15 protein-coding genes are annotated in these 15,146 nt (G+C 51.3%); 3 read left to right on the top strand and 12 right to left on the bottom strand.

The genetic code is table 11. The features are described from left to right. Positions 1-50: 50 nt before the first annotated feature. The 6 genes from A0127_RS07470 to A0127_RS07445 form a co-directional block, all read right to left on the bottom strand. Entirely contained in the window at positions 51-914 is an 864-nt protein-coding gene (locus A0127_RS07470; protein ID WP_062389956.1) for a hypothetical protein, read from the bottom strand. Beyond that, positions 915-1,196 (bottom strand): alpha-crystallin domain-containing protein, encoded by a 282-nt coding sequence (locus A0127_RS07465; protein WP_156471180.1) that lies wholly within the window; start codon positions 1,194-1,196, stop codon positions 915-917. It lies immediately after the preceding gene. Then, positions 1,145-2,521, bottom strand: a complete 1,377-nt coding sequence (locus tag A0127_RS07460; RefSeq protein ID WP_062390888.1) for an ATP-binding protein — start codon at positions 2,519-2,521, stop codon at positions 1,145-1,147. Before A0127_RS07460 ends, A0127_RS07465 begins: the two co-directional genes overlap by 52 nt. A 63-nt stretch (positions 2,522-2,584) precedes the next feature. Beyond that, complete coding sequence (locus tag A0127_RS07455; RefSeq protein WP_062389954.1) at positions 2,585-3,727, bottom strand: RNA ligase; 1,143 nt, start codon at positions 3,725-3,727, stop codon at positions 2,585-2,587. A 133-nt stretch (positions 3,728-3,860) separates the two neighbouring features. Then, a complete protein-coding gene (locus A0127_RS07450; protein WP_062389951.1) occupies positions 3,861-4,409 on the bottom strand; it encodes a 50S ribosomal protein L16 in 549 nt (182 codons plus the stop codon). Positions 4,410-4,503: 94 nt separating this feature from the next. After that, the gene (locus A0127_RS07445; RefSeq protein WP_062389948.1) at positions 4,504-5,667 is read right to left on the bottom strand and encodes an MFS transporter; all 1,164 of its coding nucleotides are present in this window, start codon (positions 5,665-5,667) and stop codon (positions 4,504-4,506) included. A 163-nt stretch (positions 5,668-5,830) separates the two neighbouring features. Between A0127_RS07445 and A0127_RS07440 the strand changes: the two genes are divergently transcribed. Further along, a complete protein-coding gene (locus tag A0127_RS07440) occupies positions 5,831-6,988 on the top strand; it encodes a pyridoxal-phosphate-dependent aminotransferase family protein (protein WP_062389945.1) in 1,158 nt (385 codons plus the stop codon). 78 nt (positions 6,989-7,066) lie between these two features. On the opposite strand, the gene A0127_RS07435 is transcribed toward A0127_RS07440, so the two are convergent. Beyond that, positions 7,067-7,648, bottom strand: a complete 582-nt coding sequence (locus A0127_RS07435; protein WP_062389943.1) for a P-loop NTPase family protein — start codon at positions 7,646-7,648, stop codon at positions 7,067-7,069. A 214-nt stretch (positions 7,649-7,862) separates the two neighbouring features. Here A0127_RS07435 and A0127_RS07430 point away from each other — a divergent pair, with 214 nt between their 5' ends. Then, positions 7,863-8,762, top strand: coding sequence for an asparagine synthetase A (locus A0127_RS07430; protein WP_062389940.1), 900 nt, complete (start codon positions 7,863-7,865; stop codon positions 8,760-8,762). A 3-nt stretch (positions 8,763-8,765) separates the two neighbouring features. Here the strand turns inward: A0127_RS07430 and A0127_RS07425 are convergent, their stop codons facing one another. The 3 genes from A0127_RS07425 to A0127_RS07415 all read right to left on the bottom strand — a co-directional run bounded on the left by A0127_RS07425 (position 8,766) and on the right by A0127_RS07415 (position 12,354). Continuing rightward, entirely contained in the window at positions 8,766-9,596 is an 831-nt protein-coding gene (locus A0127_RS07425; protein ID WP_062389937.1) for a Dph6-related ATP pyrophosphatase, read from the bottom strand. 71 nt (positions 9,597-9,667) lie between these two features. Then, a complete protein-coding gene (locus A0127_RS07420) occupies positions 9,668-11,782 on the bottom strand; it encodes a 6-pyruvoyl-tetrahydropterin synthase-related protein (protein WP_231855747.1) in 2,115 nt (704 codons plus the stop codon). Between the two features lie 125 nt (positions 11,783-11,907). Beyond that, a complete protein-coding gene (locus tag A0127_RS07415) occupies positions 11,908-12,354 on the bottom strand; it encodes a hypothetical protein (RefSeq protein ID WP_156471179.1) in 447 nt (148 codons plus the stop codon). 35 nt (positions 12,355-12,389) lie between these two features. Between A0127_RS07415 and A0127_RS07410 the strand changes: the two genes are divergently transcribed. Then, positions 12,390-13,733, top strand: coding sequence for a glycosyltransferase family 2 protein (locus tag A0127_RS07410; protein ID WP_062389930.1), 1,344 nt, complete (start codon positions 12,390-12,392; stop codon positions 13,731-13,733). On the opposite strand, the gene A0127_RS07405 is transcribed toward A0127_RS07410, so the two are convergent. Both A0127_RS07405 and ttuA read right to left on the bottom strand, forming a co-directional pair. Further along, a complete protein-coding gene (locus tag A0127_RS07405; protein WP_062389927.1) occupies positions 13,726-14,223 on the bottom strand; it encodes a hypothetical protein in 498 nt (165 codons plus the stop codon). The genes A0127_RS07410 and A0127_RS07405 overlap by 8 nt on opposite strands. After that, positions 14,220-15,140 (bottom strand): tRNA-5-methyluridine(54) 2-sulfurtransferase, encoded by a 921-nt coding sequence (ttuA, locus tag A0127_RS07400; RefSeq protein WP_062389924.1) that lies wholly within the window; start codon positions 15,138-15,140, stop codon positions 14,220-14,222. Before ttuA ends, A0127_RS07405 begins: the two co-directional genes overlap by 4 nt. Between the last annotated feature and the right edge of the window lie 6 nt (positions 15,141-15,146).

The following is a 15,146-nucleotide window of genomic DNA, read 5'->3' as shown; positions in this document are numbered from 1 at the left end:
GAGCAACGGAGAAAAATGGAAGCAACTACTTTACAACGCACCAAGCTGGTCTAGTTCTGAAGCTTTTTGAGCTCCTCGACCTTCTCAAACTCACCACGCCTTATCAGCTCCACCGCGTAGGCGTAGAGGCCGAGCTTCAGGAGGTTCTCCGGCGTTGGTTTGTCCTTTAGCAGACCTTCAATCATTGAGGAGAGCTTCTGGAGGGCCTTCTCCTTGGCCTTCTCGGAGTAGTCCGCGAACTCGAAGGCTTGAAGGATGGAGAGGACTTCAAGGAGGGCGTCGGAGGGGAGGTTTACTTTCTCCGCAGCAGGTTCTTTCTTTTTGCTCTTTGCCTTTGTTTTCTTCGATCTTGAAGTGGAGGACTTCTTACGCTCATCCTTTGGCTTTTTGCCCGTGATTTCTGCGATTGTGTTGCGCACCTCTTCTATTTCCTTTGTGACATCTATTCCTGCTGCCTTCAGCACACGAATGGGATCTTGAGCATCTGACGAGAATGCTTCACCCATTGCGTTAAGATGCTTGGGGTTGTGATCCTTTGGCCACATTTTGTCAATGAGTTTTATCATGGGGGGCAACACATCCTTTATTGCCTTTTTTGTGCTTCTTGCCATGGTGTCGTTTATTATCTCATATGATTTTAGCTTTTCTACTACTGTCTTTTCGAACTCGTCCGGATTCTTCTGTATGTCTTCTATGGTCTTGCCCCTGTTTACAAGGTACTCATATATTGCGTCTCCAACCGCCCATCCTATTTCCTCACTTGCCTTTCCGGTGTGGTTTGCTAACAGCACCGCAAGAACTCCGTGAAGTATGTGGTATCCCCTTGCTTTTGGATCCTTATTTCTAACAATATATTCGTGGTATTTGTGGTCTTCAACTGTAGTTGTTGATATGACACTTCCTATTTTTTGCACCTATAGCTTTTTTACCCTCTCTATGTTATTTTCCGGTCTATCTGCTTCAGAAATAATACATAATCCGTCTAAAGCGAGGTGGGCTTTCCCTATTGCTCGTATGACATCTTCTGGCAACCTATACTTCTCTGAAAGTTCCCTTATAATTTCCGCGTACGTCTTCTTTTTCCTCTCCTTCTTCCCGAAGATGGGCATCCAGTAAGCGGCAGGAGCGACAAGGACACCACCCTCTAAACTTGAGTCTTTGAGGAAATAAGCCTTTCGAAGTCCCATAAATCCCAAACCAGCCAGCCCTCTTCTCTAAGCTCTTCCTTTCCCTCGACGCTTTTAGCCACAAGCCCATAGCTCTTCTCCCATCCATCGAGACCTGTAAGCACAGCCTTCCTCTCCAAGTCCTTCAAAACCCCTCTCGCTTCCCTCTCGCTCAAATCCTTCCACTTGACTTCAACGAACAGCGCCTTCTTTTCACGCTCGTTCAAGGCAACAAGGTCAATCTCTTCCCCTTTGTGCCACCAACGGCCGAAGCGGTGGTACCTGCTGGGAAGGTGCCCCTTGGCTGAGAGCATTATCAGGAACTCCCTCGCGACCTTTTCGAAGGTAGTCCCCAGATAGGTGTTGAAGTTCTTCCTGAAGTCCTCTATGGCGGGCTCAGGATTGAGGGCCTCTATGTCCTCGTAGTGCGGGCTGACGAAGCGGTAGTAGAAGCGGAAGTACTCGTCCTCGATTGTGTAGATCCCCCTCTTCGAGACCTTTTTGGTGACCGGAACCTCGCGCTTGACTATTCCAAGCTCCTGGAGAACCCGAAGGTAGGCCGGGACGTCCTTCGCCTCCATCATCGCGTACTGGGCGATCTCAGTGAGCTTCGTCTTCCCCAGGGCTATGGCCTCGATGATCTGGGCGTAGGTCGTCGGATTTCTAAGCTCCTCCATCAGCAGAAGCCTCGCCTCGTTGAAGAGGAAAGCCGTTGGCTCGAAGAAGTTCGCGATTATCTCCTCGTCGCTCCCGTCCTTTAAAAGCTCCATGTACCTCGGAACTCCCCAGGTGACGCCGTAGAGACGAACGAGCCTCTCAAAATCGCTCCCGTACCACTCCACCATGTCAAAGAACCTGAAGGGCTTCAGCTTCATTATACCCCTAACCCTGCCGTAGAGGGGGGCCTTGTAGCCCAGAACCTCCCGCTCCATCATCCCCACACTTGAGCCCGAGAGGATGAGGGTGACCTGGGAGTCCTTGATTATGAGGTCTACTATCTCCTGGAACACTGAAACTATGGGCTTGTAGGCCTCTATGAGATAGGGGAACTCATCGATTACCACTACGAGCTTTTCCTGCTTTGCAAGGAATCTAAAAGCGTCCTCAAAGCTCCCGAACCTCACCGGCATGCCAAGGAACTCACTCACTTCCTCCGAGAACCGTTCGAGGTCTTTTTCATACCCCCTCTGAGAGCAGAGGAAGTAAATCCCCCTCTTGCCCTCAAGGAACTTTCTCAGGAGTGTTGTTTTACCAACTCTCCTCCGCCCATACACTACAATCATGTTCGCCCCTCTGCTGTAGAGCTCCTCCAGCACCTCAAGCTCCCGTTTTCTGTTCACGAATTTACGGATCATGATTATAATAATCATGATTCGAATATTTAAACCTTTCCCAGCTTGGAAATAAATGGAAATCCTTCAGTCTACGAACGCCAGCCCATTCCACAGCTCTCGGATTTCCCTCGTCGCGTCCGGATAGACCCGCTTGAATGTTATCCCCCAGTAGCCGTTGCCGAGGTCTTCAATGTCCTCGATATGTATCTCAACTCCGAGCCTCTCGAAGTGTGTTACCATTTTGTGTGCCGTTGTGATGTTCTTGACGCGGACGGTGAAGGTCTCGTCAACCTCGCCGCCGTTGGCAACTTCATGAATGCTCTCGACGAAGGGCCTCAGGAGGGCAATGCCAAGGGCTTTTGCATAATTCTCGAACTCCTCTCCCTTGACGTGGTTCTCAGCGAGATAGAAGGCGAGCCTCTTTATCCTCTGCATGAAGTAGCCGTGGGGCAGGTCAAAGAAGATGTGCGAGCCTATCTTTATGTCGTTGATGTTGGCGTAGGGAGTGACGTACTTTGCTATTCTCTTCATGTCCGGGCTCTTCATAACTATGCCCTCTCTTTTCTCCTCGCTGAGCCGCTCGATAAGCTCTTTCAGCTCCCCAACCTTGGAAGAGTCGTAGAGGCCGAAGCGCTCCACCTGCGGGATTCCGTACTCTTCAGCCAGCCTGTATCTTTCCTCAACTGGGAGGCTCCTCCCACTTCCCTTCTCCTGGATGTCGAAGAGAAAGAACTCTATGTCCTTCTTGACGTAGGGCGGCCCCTCAACTAGGTAGGGACTCTCAGGCCCGGCCATCTCACCGACCAAGACGAGGTTTGGATAGTCCTTGAAGAAATCGAAGTTTACAAAATCTTCAATTCTCTCAGTCGTGAAGGGACAGAGGAAGCCACCCCTCGTTATCGCAAGAATCTTATCATTTACCTTGACGACACGAACGTTGTAGCCGTCAACCTTCTCCTCCACGTAGAAGGGTTTGTTCTTGAAAACGCGCCTTATCCCGTTCTCGAGCTGAACAACGCGCTTTATGTGCGGAAACCCGAGAACAGCCTCCCCAGTTTCGAATACCACGGTTCCCCTCCGGAAGTTCCTCGCTGAATCCCTGAAGCGGACGTACCTGATTCCCTCGAACTCGTCCTCGGCTAAGGCTCCCTTTCCTTCAAGGATCTCTAGCCTCTCCTCTGGAAGACCCAGCTTGAGGAGCAGGTTCTTGAAGTACGAGCTTACCATTCTCTCACCAACAGAAGTTAGGGCAGCATCGTTAATAATTATTATGAATTCATGCCAAACTCAATCCAAAAACACAGTAGCTTAAAGTCATCCAAACTCCACCAGAAGAGAAAGGAAAATCAAGAAAGGCACTTCAGCGCTTCATCGTGGAGAGAACCTTTGTGGTGACGTCGTTACCTTCCTTGTCGTAGATTCTGTAGTAAGCGCTGTACGGAAGCTTCATCTTGGCCCTGTGCATGGCACCGAGGGCAAACTTGAGGTGCTGGCCGTTCACCCAGACGGTGAGTATCTTCTGGTCCTTCTTGACCCTGGCGGCGAGTCCTATCGGCTTTCCGAAGGGCCTGCGCATACCGTTTCCGTAACGGTCAGCCTTCCTTCCGGTGGCCATCGGATTTTCCCTGAGAACCTGAAACGGGTAAACCCTTATCTTGAAGTGATAGTTGCTCCTACCGACGTTCTTCTGGAGGTACCTGTTGACCTGGATACGGATGGCCTCAAGGGCGTTCTGCCTGATCTGCATGGCCTGCTCGGCGTGAAGGCTCACCTCGTACTCGAACTCGGCGGAGAGGTTGCCCATGTCGAAGATCGTTATCTTTGGACCGGGGGCACCGCGTATGTATTCCCTCCTCGTGTAAGCGGGCTTGTCAACGTCCCTATCAATCTTAGCTGGCCTAAGTCCCATACTCTCACCTCCAAATGAGCGTAAGTTAAAGCCTAAACTTAGCTGGCCATCGCTTTTATAAAAGTTTTGGATAGTGAAATCTCCAACAGAATTCTTACTCCCTCCCACCTTTAAGCTTAACGGCCTGAATTAGCAGGGCCAGCGAGACCGGCGTAAATGCCAAAAGCGCCCCGTTTAATGTAACCCCAATGTGGATTTCTCCTATTGAATACGCAAGGCCAAAGAAAACCCCTCCGATGAAAGTCGATAGGTTCTGGACACCGTTAACCCCGCCTATGGCCAGGGAAGAGCGGTGGTAGCTGGCGAGCACCTTTCTGGATATGGGCCTGAAGCTCTGAAAGGCGAAGAGCGCGAGGAATATCCCGAGGAAAACGGTGAACGATGTTTTAACAGCCGCAAGGATCGGCGAAATCCCGGCAAGTACGGCCGTCAGCTTTACCATCCCAACCTCGCTGACCTTGTCTGCGAACCAAGATGAGAAGTAGCTGAGAAGGGAAGCGAAGAAGCCAACCCACCCCAACAGGGTTGCGGTAGTTGCCTTTTCCAGCCCAAGGGCCTCGGAGACGTAGACGTACGTTATCTCTCCGGAGGTAAACGCCACTATGACCGCCATAAGGGAGGCTATAACGAGAACCTTCCTGGGATCAAGGGAAGGCCTTTGAGACCTCTTTTTCTCCCTTCTCGGTACTATCCAGTCAGTGAGAAGGATGTAGGCAATTATCATTATCAGCCCGGTCAGCACAAAGAAGAGAGAAGATATCCACATCTGGCCAGAAAGTCCCAAATCTATTGTGTAAGCATAAACGTAGTTGCCGAGGAGAGAAGCGATGCTGCCGAAAAAGAAGTAAACGGCCGTAACCCGGGCCCTTATCTCCCGTGGAGTCGCCACGGCAACGACGAACTGGGCCATGGGCCAGCTAAGGCCGTTGAGAAAGCCGTTGAGGAGCTTTATTCCAGCGACCTGAATCCAGTTCGAGGTGAGGGGATAGAGGTGAACGGCCAGGGCGTTCCCCATCATGGCGATTCCGCCGATGTAGAGGAGGGACTTCCTCTTCTCAAGGAGGAGACCGCCAAAGACAGAGGAAAATGCCCTGGCCAGAACAAAGGACATGGAAACTATTGAAACCGCCAGCATACTCGCGCTGAGCGTGTCCCTAGTGTAGAAGGCTACGGCGGGTGTGGCGAGACGAAAGGCGAGAGTACCGGTGAAAGCAGAGACCACGAGCAGGGCGATGCCAATGAGTCTTTGTCCTTCCATCAGACCACCGGCTGAACGTTAGTGCATCTGTTTAAAAGTCTTGAGCGAACTGAACGAAATTCTCATTTAAGATAAAATTTCCGATTAACTTTCGGAGAGCCTTTGACCGACCTAGAGCAAACCCTTTTTACCCCCACAGGCAACTAAAGGCGAGGTGATAAATATGGAGCTCCGCTTTGACATGACCTACGAGGACGCCTACAGGGAAGTTTACGAAATGGTGAAGCCGAAGTACAAGCTCTTCACCGCCGGCCCGGTTGCCTGCTTCCCCGAGGTTCTTGCTATTATGAGCGTCCAGATGTTCAGCCACCGCTCAGCCGAGGCGAAGGCCGTTCACGTTGACACGCTCAACAGGCTCAAGGCCTTCCTTGAGGCCGACAAAGGAGAGATAATACTCTTCCCGAGCTCCGGAACGGGCTTCATGGAGGCTGCCGTCAGGAATACGATTCCGCGCGGCGGGAAAGTCCTAGTAACGGTTATTGGAGCGTTTGGAAAGCGCTTTGCGGATGTCGTGAACGCCAACGGGAGAAAAGCAGTGGTCTTCGAGAAGGAACCCGGACAGGCGATAAAGCCGGAGGAGCTTGACGAAGTCCTAAAGAAGAACCCCGACGTCCACGCGGTGACCATAACCTACAACGAGACCTCAACCGGTGTCCTCAACCCGCTCCCAGAGCTGGCCAAGGTCGTTAAGGAGCACGACAAGCTCCTCTTCGTCGACGCTGTTTCGGCCATGGGCGGAGCGGAGATTAAGTTCGACAAGTGGGGAATCGACCTCGTCTTCGCGAGCAGCCAGAAGGCCTTCGGCGTCCCGCCGGGACTGGCTGTAGCGGCTGTCAGCGAGAGAGTTTTCGAGATAGCCGAGAAGATGCCGGAGCGCGGCTGGTACTTTGACTTGCCCCTCTACAAGAAGTTCAACGAGAAGAAACAGGGGACACCCTCAACCCCACCGCTCCCGCAGATATTCGGCCTCAACGTCGTTCTCAGGATAGTTGAGAAGATGGGCGGCAAGGAAGCCTGGCTTGACATGTACAGGAAGAGAAGCGAGATGATAAGGGAGGGCGTAAAGGAGATGGGCCTCGGAATTCTCGCCGAGCCGGGCTACGAGAGCCCGACTATTACAGCTGTCGTTGTCCCGGAGGGAATGAAGGGCGTTGACGTTTACAACGCGATGCGTGAGAGGGGCTTTGAACTGGCCAAGGGCTACGGAAGCGTCGCTGAAAAGACCTTCCGCATTGGAAACATGGGCTACATGACCTTCGACGACATAAGGGAGATGCTCGACAACCTCAGGGAAGCCATAGAGGAACTCAAGAAGAAGTGATTCTACTTTCCCCTCTTTTCTACTCCCATCATCTACCAGATGAATTTTGGCTGGAAATAATTAAGACAAAGACTAGAGTTAAAGAATCTGGATAAGCTCTCCGTCCTTGACCTTGTAAATCCTGTTTATCTTCCTGAGCCCGGTTCTCCAATCCCTCGCCAGCTCAACCACTACGTCGAACCTGTTGAAAGTGTCCTCGTCTATCCTGAGCCAGTGCATAACCTCACCTTTGATGTCATCAGTCAGCGCGAGTGACGTCACAATAAACGCATAGTCGTCTATTAGGATCTTGAGTATCGCAGCAACGTCAACTGTGTGAACCGTATCGATGACAACGTAATCCGGGTTGATGCGTCTTATTTTCTCTATGACTTCAGAAGTTCTAACATCCGTAGAGCGCCTGTCGAACTCCGTGTCAACGACCTCGATGTGGGGTCTGAAGGGCTTGAACTCGCCGTAGGCCGTGATGACGGCGATCTTCCATTCGTCGGGGACGTAGTGAAGCAGAGCCTCAACGAGCTTTGTTTTTCCGCTCCTGCTCGTTCCAACTATGAGGATGTCCTTTTTCTCAAGAATTGCCTCCCTGAGAATTTCCAGCTGTTCGGGCCTTGCGGAACCGTACCTGACGAGGTCTTCGGGGGTAAAGATGTAGACTCCCATAATACCACCAATTTAGTTTCCTTGCCAGTGGTTATAACGATATCGAGTCTCCAAAACCCGGAAACAATTTAGACATCCAGTGTCCTTATTGGTATCTTGCTTTGTCTTTATATCAAAAATCCAAGAAATAATCTGTTAAAATCTGTCCAAATGACACTAATTTTTGAATAAAAGACATAAAGAAGAAGTGCCAAACTACCTATCGGTGATGCTCATGAACGCAGTCCAGATGGTAAGCAGGAGCATAGAACCCGTTGTTAGAGTGCAGACCGAGGCCATAAGATACCTCACCGGGGAGCTGACTTCCCGGGGGTTTAGGTGGCTACTTCCAGTCATGCTCAGCTCTATAACCGACCCGCTCTGGCCCGACCCAGCGGCGAGCAAGATGATGGCGCCGGAGATTGAAGCCTATGGCAGTAAGCTGAAGCTCATGCATAGCATGATTCTCCATAAGCAGTTTGCGGTAGCGATGGGGCTGGAAAAGATATTCGTCCTTTCGCCAAACATCAGGCTTGAGGAGAGAGAAAGCGACGACGGAAGACACGCCTACGAGTTCACCCAGCTCGACTTTGAAATAGCCCACGCCAGCATGGACGACGTTATGAGGCTGATAGAAGAATTAATCGTGGGCCTGTTCAGGGAGCTCAGAGGGCCTGTATGGGAGACCTTTGAGAGAGAACTTCCGAGGGTAAAGCGGCCATTCAAACGCTTTACCCTTGAAGAGGTTATCGAGAAGTTTGGCAGTGAAGACAAAGCCAGCAGAGAGATGGACGAGCCCTTCTGGATAACTGACATACCGAGGGAGTTCTACGACAGGGAAGTCGATGGCCACTGGAGAAACTACGACCTTTACCTCCCGGAGGGCTACGGCGAGGTGTCCAGCGGCGGGGAGAGAGAGTGGGAGTACGAGAAGATACTGAGAAAGATCAAAGAGGCGGGGCTAAGCGAAGAGTCCTTCAGGCCCTACCTCGAAGTTGCCAGGGCAGGAATGCTCAAACCGAGTGCGGGGGCCGGGATTGGCATAGAGAGACTAGTCAGGTACATAGTCGGAGCGAAGCACATCGCTGAAGTCCAGCCGTTTCCAAGGGTTCCAGGAATTCCGGCGGTGATATGACCGCTACCGTTTAATTTTTCCTTCAAGGTTCAGCTTTTTCAGGACGATTTCCCACTGCTCCTCGGGGACTCTGGGTGGAGAGGTAAGCTTCTCAGCCCTCTCCCTGTCCATTAAGCCGTACCTCACGAGGGCCGCTATCCTTCTGTGCTCAAAGGAGTGCCCGTGAACCTTGTAGTAGCGCTCAAGAGCAGGGCCAAGGACGAGACAGTTGGTCGTGTAGCCTGGGAGCTCGGGGAACTCAAAGGGGAGCTTTTCAAGGATTTCAAACCTCTCGCACTCCGTCATCAAGGAGAGGAGCCTTATCTGGATAACACCGCCGCTCATGAGTCTGTATGGCTTGTGGCCAAAGGGGAGCTCATGGCCAGTGATGATGTAGCGGTAGCCGTTTTTCAGGGCGTACTTTCGGAGTTTCTCCATCGTCCTCTTCGAACAGGCCCTGCAGGGACTTTGGGCCTTCAGCAGGGCCTCCCTGAAGATGTCCGAGTAGTCATAGCGGAGGATTTTGAAGGGGACTCCAAGAGCCTCGGCCATCCTCCGGGCGTTCTCGATGGCTTCCTCTGCCATTAACCCGTGGTCTATCATCACCGCCTCAAGCTCCGGGACTTTGTAGACTTCCTTCGCAAGGTAGAGGGCAACGACGCTGTCCTTCCCCCCAGAGTAAGCCACGATGGCCCTATCAACTTTCTTCATCAGCTCATCAAGTTCTCTTCTAATTTTTTCCCGGTCGAAGGGGTGCTTCAGGTAGACCTGACACTCCCGACATATTGGCTTTCCGTCTATTATGTCTATCTTTGCAGTTCTCTCGTCGTGGATGCAGATTGAGCACTTCAGCACTACCAACCCCCAATCTGGATCACAGAAGGACTCTTAAAAACAATTCTATCTCTACTTGCCAGATTCTTTTATTACCGCCTTGATGCACGCCCCCAAGAGAACTCGAGCAGGACATAAGCAAGGACAACAGCCCATCCAATCGCAGAGTACACCCTCAGGCGCATAAACGGGTCGTGGAACTCGGCGTTTACTGTGGATGCCTTCGATACAGTAATTAGCGTAAGCCCCGTGCGGTCGTCTCTGATGGGTTCTACAAGCTCTCCGTTCACTCTAATTTCCCAGTGGGGATAGTAGCTCTCAGAGACCCTTATAAGCATTGGTTTTGAAGGTGAGACTATAAGTGAGTACTTCCCGTCCGATCGGGAAAGGAGTGTGTAGTTAAGGCTTCCATCAATTCTGGCAAGACCAAAGACCAACTCCGCCTCTTTCTTTGAGTCCCAGTAGATGCTGTGGTAGAGGATGTTGCCACCAACAAGGTAAAGGGTGCCTTTCCCAAGCTTCACAACGCCGATCATAGATTTATTCCCGACGGAAAGCAGAGAAGTAACGTTCTCAAAGACCGGGCCGTACCAGGGCATGCCATCATAATCAAAAGGTGCGAAGACAGAGACGTTGAAGACCTTAGAGCTGAGACTGGAACCGTCAATGCGCTCCATCACGCCACATACCCCGAACAAACACCCGCCCCTCTCGGGCACCCACACGACTGTACCGCCCCTCTGCAAGAAGTCCCAAAGAAGGCTCTCTTCTTCTTTTGAGGGGTTTCCAGCGTAAACAACACCCACAGCGCCAGGGGGGATCGTAGCGAGTTTGGACGAATCTTCAAAGTAGGCATAGTCTACTGGGAGATCGTAGAAGTTCCCGACGAGCACCGCTCCCACGGGTTCAACAAAGCTGACGTTGCCAGTGTACACCCAGTAGCGACCTATTTTCACAATCTTTGAATAGTTCCCCACAGTGACGTTGGTAGAGGCTATCAAAAACTTCACTGCGTAGGAGTTGAGGTAAAGGGAAGCGTCATGACCGGTTGATAGGAGATACCACATCCTAATGTGGCCCTCCTCTGCCGGATCTCCCTCATGGTACCATCCGTTCAGGGTGGCCTTACCTGTAAGAACGGGCAGGTAGCTATGGGGCGAAACAGCGGGATGCACCACAAACCGCCAGTCATCTCCGGGCTGTTCACGGAGAAACTTGGCGACCTCCATCAAGTCCTGAGGATACGACGGGACTGATCTGGCATAGGGCAAAGTGCCAAGGATCAAAAGGGCCGTAGCCAAGGCTCCAGCAACGAGCTTCCATCTACATTCCACACCAGTCAAGGCGTCGGCAACGATGAGGGGAACAAGCAGGTTGATCATATCCACCCATCTGTAGGGTGGTATCATCGAGAGAACAGGTAGTGAGTGAATCCAAGGGGTCGGTGAGTAGTATCCAAGCGCGAGGTAGAGGTAAAGCACGGCAAGACCAAGAGTGCGGCGCCAGAGTGTACCCCGGAAGTACGCAACCAAGAGGAACGTTAAAAAGATCGCTATGGACGAAATCCCTGCAGGCTCAAGGAAGAGTGAAGGAGACAAGCTACCTCCCTTAAAAAGCCACGGATGTCGATATATATTCCAGAAGTTCAGCCATTTACTCTCCATGAAGAATGGTACGTACCAAAAGGCCGTGAGTGCCACGACGAGTCCGCCGACCTTAAAAAAGTTCGAGAGAACGCGGGGTCTTCTAAAGTCCTCAACGAAGAGCACGAAACCTGTAATAACGAGAGGCACCATTGCGGAGTGGTGCACTAAGGATATAACGGAGATCGCCACAGCAGATGCCACTAAGTACCTCTCACGCACCTCAAAGGCCCAGAGAAGAGCGAGAAGAAAGAGGGGAAACAAGTTTATTGAATTGGCCCTTGGAAAGTTAGCCTCCATATAAGCTACTCCCAGATGCCAGGGGAAGAGGAGAAAAACAAGGGGTGCAACGTATGGCTCGCGTCCAGTCCTTCTCAGGTAATAGTGGAGGGCAACCGCACCTACGAACGAGGTCAGCATCAGGGTGGCAGCATAACCCCTGATGTCGCTTCCGAGTACAAGTCCAAGAAAAGCCCCTATGAGGTACGATAAAGGTGGATAAAACCTAAGGAACGGGAAGCCAGAGTACCAGTCTTCAATCCATGGTTCCCACCCATTGCTCATGAGCTTGTGTATTTTGAAAAGATGACCATCCCCATCCGTGGGAAGAGCGGGAGGAGACGGAGCTGTGAAGAGGGGGAGATATAACAGCACTGCAATGGCCGCCAGCAGGGCAAAGTAAGCCCTCCTCAAGATGATCCCTCCAGGAATTCAACAAGTTCGGCAAGCCCCTCCAGGTTTGAGGCGAAGAACGTCGAGTGCCCATCGGTGCCCAGCCAAAGTCCCCGGGCAAGCTTTAAGATTTTTACCCTCCCCCATGGAGCCACTATAAAGCCCTCAAACCGGCCTTTAAGGGAAAGGTCGACAGCGCCTATAAACACTGCCTTTCGAAGGTGTCCCTCATGGGAGAGGAAGGCTTTAAGGATGGGGGCAAACAGCTCGGGCTCAAACCATATGGTAACAGTGTTCCCAGAGTACTCCGCGACAAGGCGGGCACTTCTACCCGCAATCATATACTCAGCAACGTATCTATCCCTACCATACCATGAGGCGACTCGACTCTCCCCAATAAACCTATCAAGGAACTTAATCATATATGCAATGTTTTTTATCTGCACTACCGCCATTTGAACCATCATGTATTTTAAGCACTTTAAATAAAACCCTTATCATGAAACCAGCACTGAAGTTCCAATCAGCCCTCTATCTGTACATCCTGATAACTATCGGGCTAGCACTCTTGGTGCCCCCAGCCTATGCACTCGAAGCAGTTCTAATATTTCTGTTCCTACTAGTGTTCTCTGGCACAATATTCTACTCTCTACTGATCGTTGCATCAAGAAGAAGCTATCCCTTCAAGGTCGAGGTCCAGGAGAGAAGCCCCTTCTTTGAACCGCTCGTTTACGTTCTGATTCCAGCCCACAACGAGGAGAGCGTCATAGAGATAACCGCCAGGACTGTGCTCAATCAAGACTACCACAACTTTAAGCTGTTTTTGATAAACGACAACTCCACGGACTCAACGAGAGAGATTATGGAGAGAATAGCTTCAGAAAATCCAAAGAAGATCACCGTAATTGATGTCCCTCCTGAGAGGGGCAGGAGCAAGCCAAGAGCCCTCAACTACACCCTCGAAGTGATAGAGCAGTCAAGGGAGCACCCGGATTATGTCTTCATCCTAGACGCTGACTACCTTCTACATCCCAATGCACTCACCACCCTTGTAGGGATAATGGAAAAGGCACCCGAGTACGTCGTGGGAATTCAAGGAAACGTGAGGCCGAGGAACTGGAGCAGGAACTTCGTAACGAAATTCATAACTCTCGAGCGGCTTGTGGGTTTCAACGTCGCCATAGAAGGAGACATGAAGCTAAACGAAAACGGGAAGTATGGAGGAACCGTTGCCCTCCTCAGGTTTTCACACCTCCTCCGGCTCGGCATGTTCAGGGAGGACTCGGTCACAGAGGACACGGACCTGTGGGCTAGGGCCATAATCTCGGGCTACCGCTTCTGGTACTACCATGGAGTCATCGGCTGGGAGGAAGCAGTTGAAACCATGAAAGACTACATAAAGCAGAGGTCGCGGTGGGCACAGGGCCACTTCCAGGTAATGCTCGATTACTATTGGAACGTCCTGAGAAGCTGCTCCGGAATTGCAGAAGGATTTATAGAGCACTTCTACCTCATAAGCTACCTCGTTCCCGTGTTCTGGTTCCTCTCAGTTGTCTTGAATGGTTACATCATCCTCTCAGGTAACATACCCCTTGCACTGGCAAGACCGAGGTTGTTCCTTGCAGTCTCAATAACAGCGTTTTTGGTGTTCTGGGCCTCCGTGGCGTATTCCAACTGGGTGGAGATGAAGAGACACAACTACTACGTACCATGGAGTTTCGTCGCGGCATACCCTCTGTACTTTATGATCTTCGTCCTTGCGGGAGTTGTATACACTATGAGGGGCCTCATAAAACTACTGATAGGAAAGCTTACATGGGAAAAGACCAAGCGGTTCACTTGAAGGGATCCTTGATCGAGAGCCTATCAAGCTCACCGCCAATGAGTGAGTCATAGAGCACAGATGCAACTTTCAGATCGTCCCTGAAGAGACCAAGAACGTACTCACCTATACCTTTAAAGAGCAGAAGGGTAGCAACGAACGCATATCCACCCTTAAGCACATCAGCAGTGTAAAAGATCACGGCGGCGAGGACATGAACCGAAGCGTAAGCACCCAGAGGAGGATTCACGTATTCCTCAAGGGCATGGAAGTAGCGGATAAACCTGATTTTCCTTAGAGAGATGTACATCTCCCGATACATCAGGAATGAAGCAAAGAAAAACATTGACGCCACTAGGTAAACCAAGGCGTGAGACAGACTGGCCTCCATAACCCAGACTGCGGTAAAAACTGCACAGAGAGCTGCACTCACAAGTAGGGCAACCATATAAAATTTTAAAAGGATCAACACATGCCTTCTTTCTCCGGGAAACCTTACCACGATTCTCATTTTTCCACCCTGAAGTCAATCGGCTTCTCCAGCTTCCAGAAGCGGCAGAAGGAACACACTTCCCCGCTCGACGGCATCCCGCAGACCTTACACTCCCTAAGCTCTGTCTCCTCCAGTTCAGCCTCGAAGAGGTGCTTCTTCCTCAGGTAGCCCTTGACGAAGTTTATCTTCGTTCCCGGTCTTTTTTCTTCCATCTCGTTGAGGATTGCCTTCCACTCGAGGGTTGTCGCCCCCCTCGCATAGGGGCACTCGTCTATCTCGTACTCTATGCCGTTAGCCAAAGCGTATGCAACGACTTCTCTCTCGGTCACCTCGTAGAGGGGTTTTACCTTCTTCACGAGCTTGCCGTTGAACTGCGCTGGTGTTACCGGCCCCTGCTTCGCTAAATACTGCGTGTTCCAGTTCATTAGGTTGTTAAAGATGAAGCTGGCCTCATCATCGAGGTTGTGGCCTGTGGCGACTGCATCAAAGCCGTTGTCGTAGGCGAACTTGTTGAAGATATAGCGCTTGGTTAAGCCGCAGTAGGAGCACGTCGGCCTCCTCGTTCTCACCTCGCCGATGCCGTAGCCGAGGAGCTCTTTGAGCCTGACTATGTGGAGGGGAGCACCTATCTTCTCGCACTGCATCTTCGCGTATCTCTCACCCTTCTCCGAGTACTCGCCGATGCCGAGGTTTATATGAAGGCACTCGATGTTGTAGCCGAGCTTTTTGAGGACGTAGGCTGTAACCGCCGAGTCCTTGCCGCCGCTGACGACGACCAGAACCTTCTCCTCTGGCTTCAGCATCTTGTAGCGCTCTATCGTCCTCCTGACCTTCCTCTCAAAATACTCCTTAAAGTGCTCCTCGCAGAGGTACATTTTTGGGTAGTGAAGCTTGATGAAGGCAGGTCTCTCGCAGAACTTACATTTTACGGGCATTTTTTC

It is taken from the genome of Thermococcus peptonophilus, assembly GCF_001592435.1.
Taxonomy (GTDB): Archaea; Methanobacteriota_B; Thermococci; order Thermococcales; family Thermococcaceae; genus Thermococcus; species Thermococcus peptonophilus.
The sequence above is the reverse complement of the archived record's forward strand: the minus strand, read 5'-3'. Positions and strand labels throughout refer to the sequence as shown.

Bases quoted from the DNA above. Each gene is read 5' to 3' on its own strand.
- A0127_RS07420 (WP_231855747.1), bottom strand. From the start codon at position 11,782: ATGAGCAATGGGTGGGAACCATGGATTGAAGACTGGTACTCTGGCTTC.
- A0127_RS07450 (WP_062389951.1), bottom strand. From the start codon at position 4,409: ATGGGACTTAGGCCAGCTAAGATTGATAGGGACGTTGACAAGCCCGCT.
- A0127_RS07445 (WP_062389948.1), bottom strand. From the start codon at position 5,667: ATGGAAGGACAAAGACTCATTGGCATCGCCCTGCTCGTGGTCTCTGCT.
- A0127_RS07455 (WP_062389954.1), bottom strand. From the start codon at position 3,727: ATGGTAAGCTCGTACTTCAAGAACCTGCTCCTCAAGCTGGGTCTTCCA.
- ttuA (WP_062389924.1), bottom strand. From the start codon at position 15,140: ATGCCCGTAAAATGTAAGTTCTGCGAGAGACCTGCCTTCATCAAGCTT.
- A0127_RS07430 (WP_062389940.1), top strand. From the start codon at position 7,863: ATGAACGCAGTCCAGATGGTAAGCAGGAGCATAGAACCCGTTGTTAGA.
- A0127_RS07435 (WP_062389943.1), bottom strand. From the start codon at position 7,648: ATGGGAGTCTACATCTTTACCCCCGAAGACCTCGTCAGGTACGGTTCC.
- A0127_RS07405 (WP_062389927.1), bottom strand. From the start codon at position 14,223: ATGAGAATCGTGGTAAGGTTTCCCGGAGAAAGAAGGCATGTGTTGATC.
- A0127_RS07410 (WP_062389930.1), top strand. From the start codon at position 12,390: ATGAAACCAGCACTGAAGTTCCAATCAGCCCTCTATCTGTACATCCTG.
- A0127_RS07460 (WP_062390888.1), bottom strand. From the start codon at position 2,521: ATGATCCGTAAATTCGTGAACAGAAAACGGGAGCTTGAGGTGCTGGAG.
- A0127_RS07440 (WP_062389945.1), top strand. From the start codon at position 5,831: ATGGAGCTCCGCTTTGACATGACCTACGAGGACGCCTACAGGGAAGTT.
- A0127_RS07415 (WP_156471179.1), bottom strand. From the start codon at position 12,354: ATGGTTCAAATGGCGGTAGTGCAGATAAAAAACATTGCATATATGATT.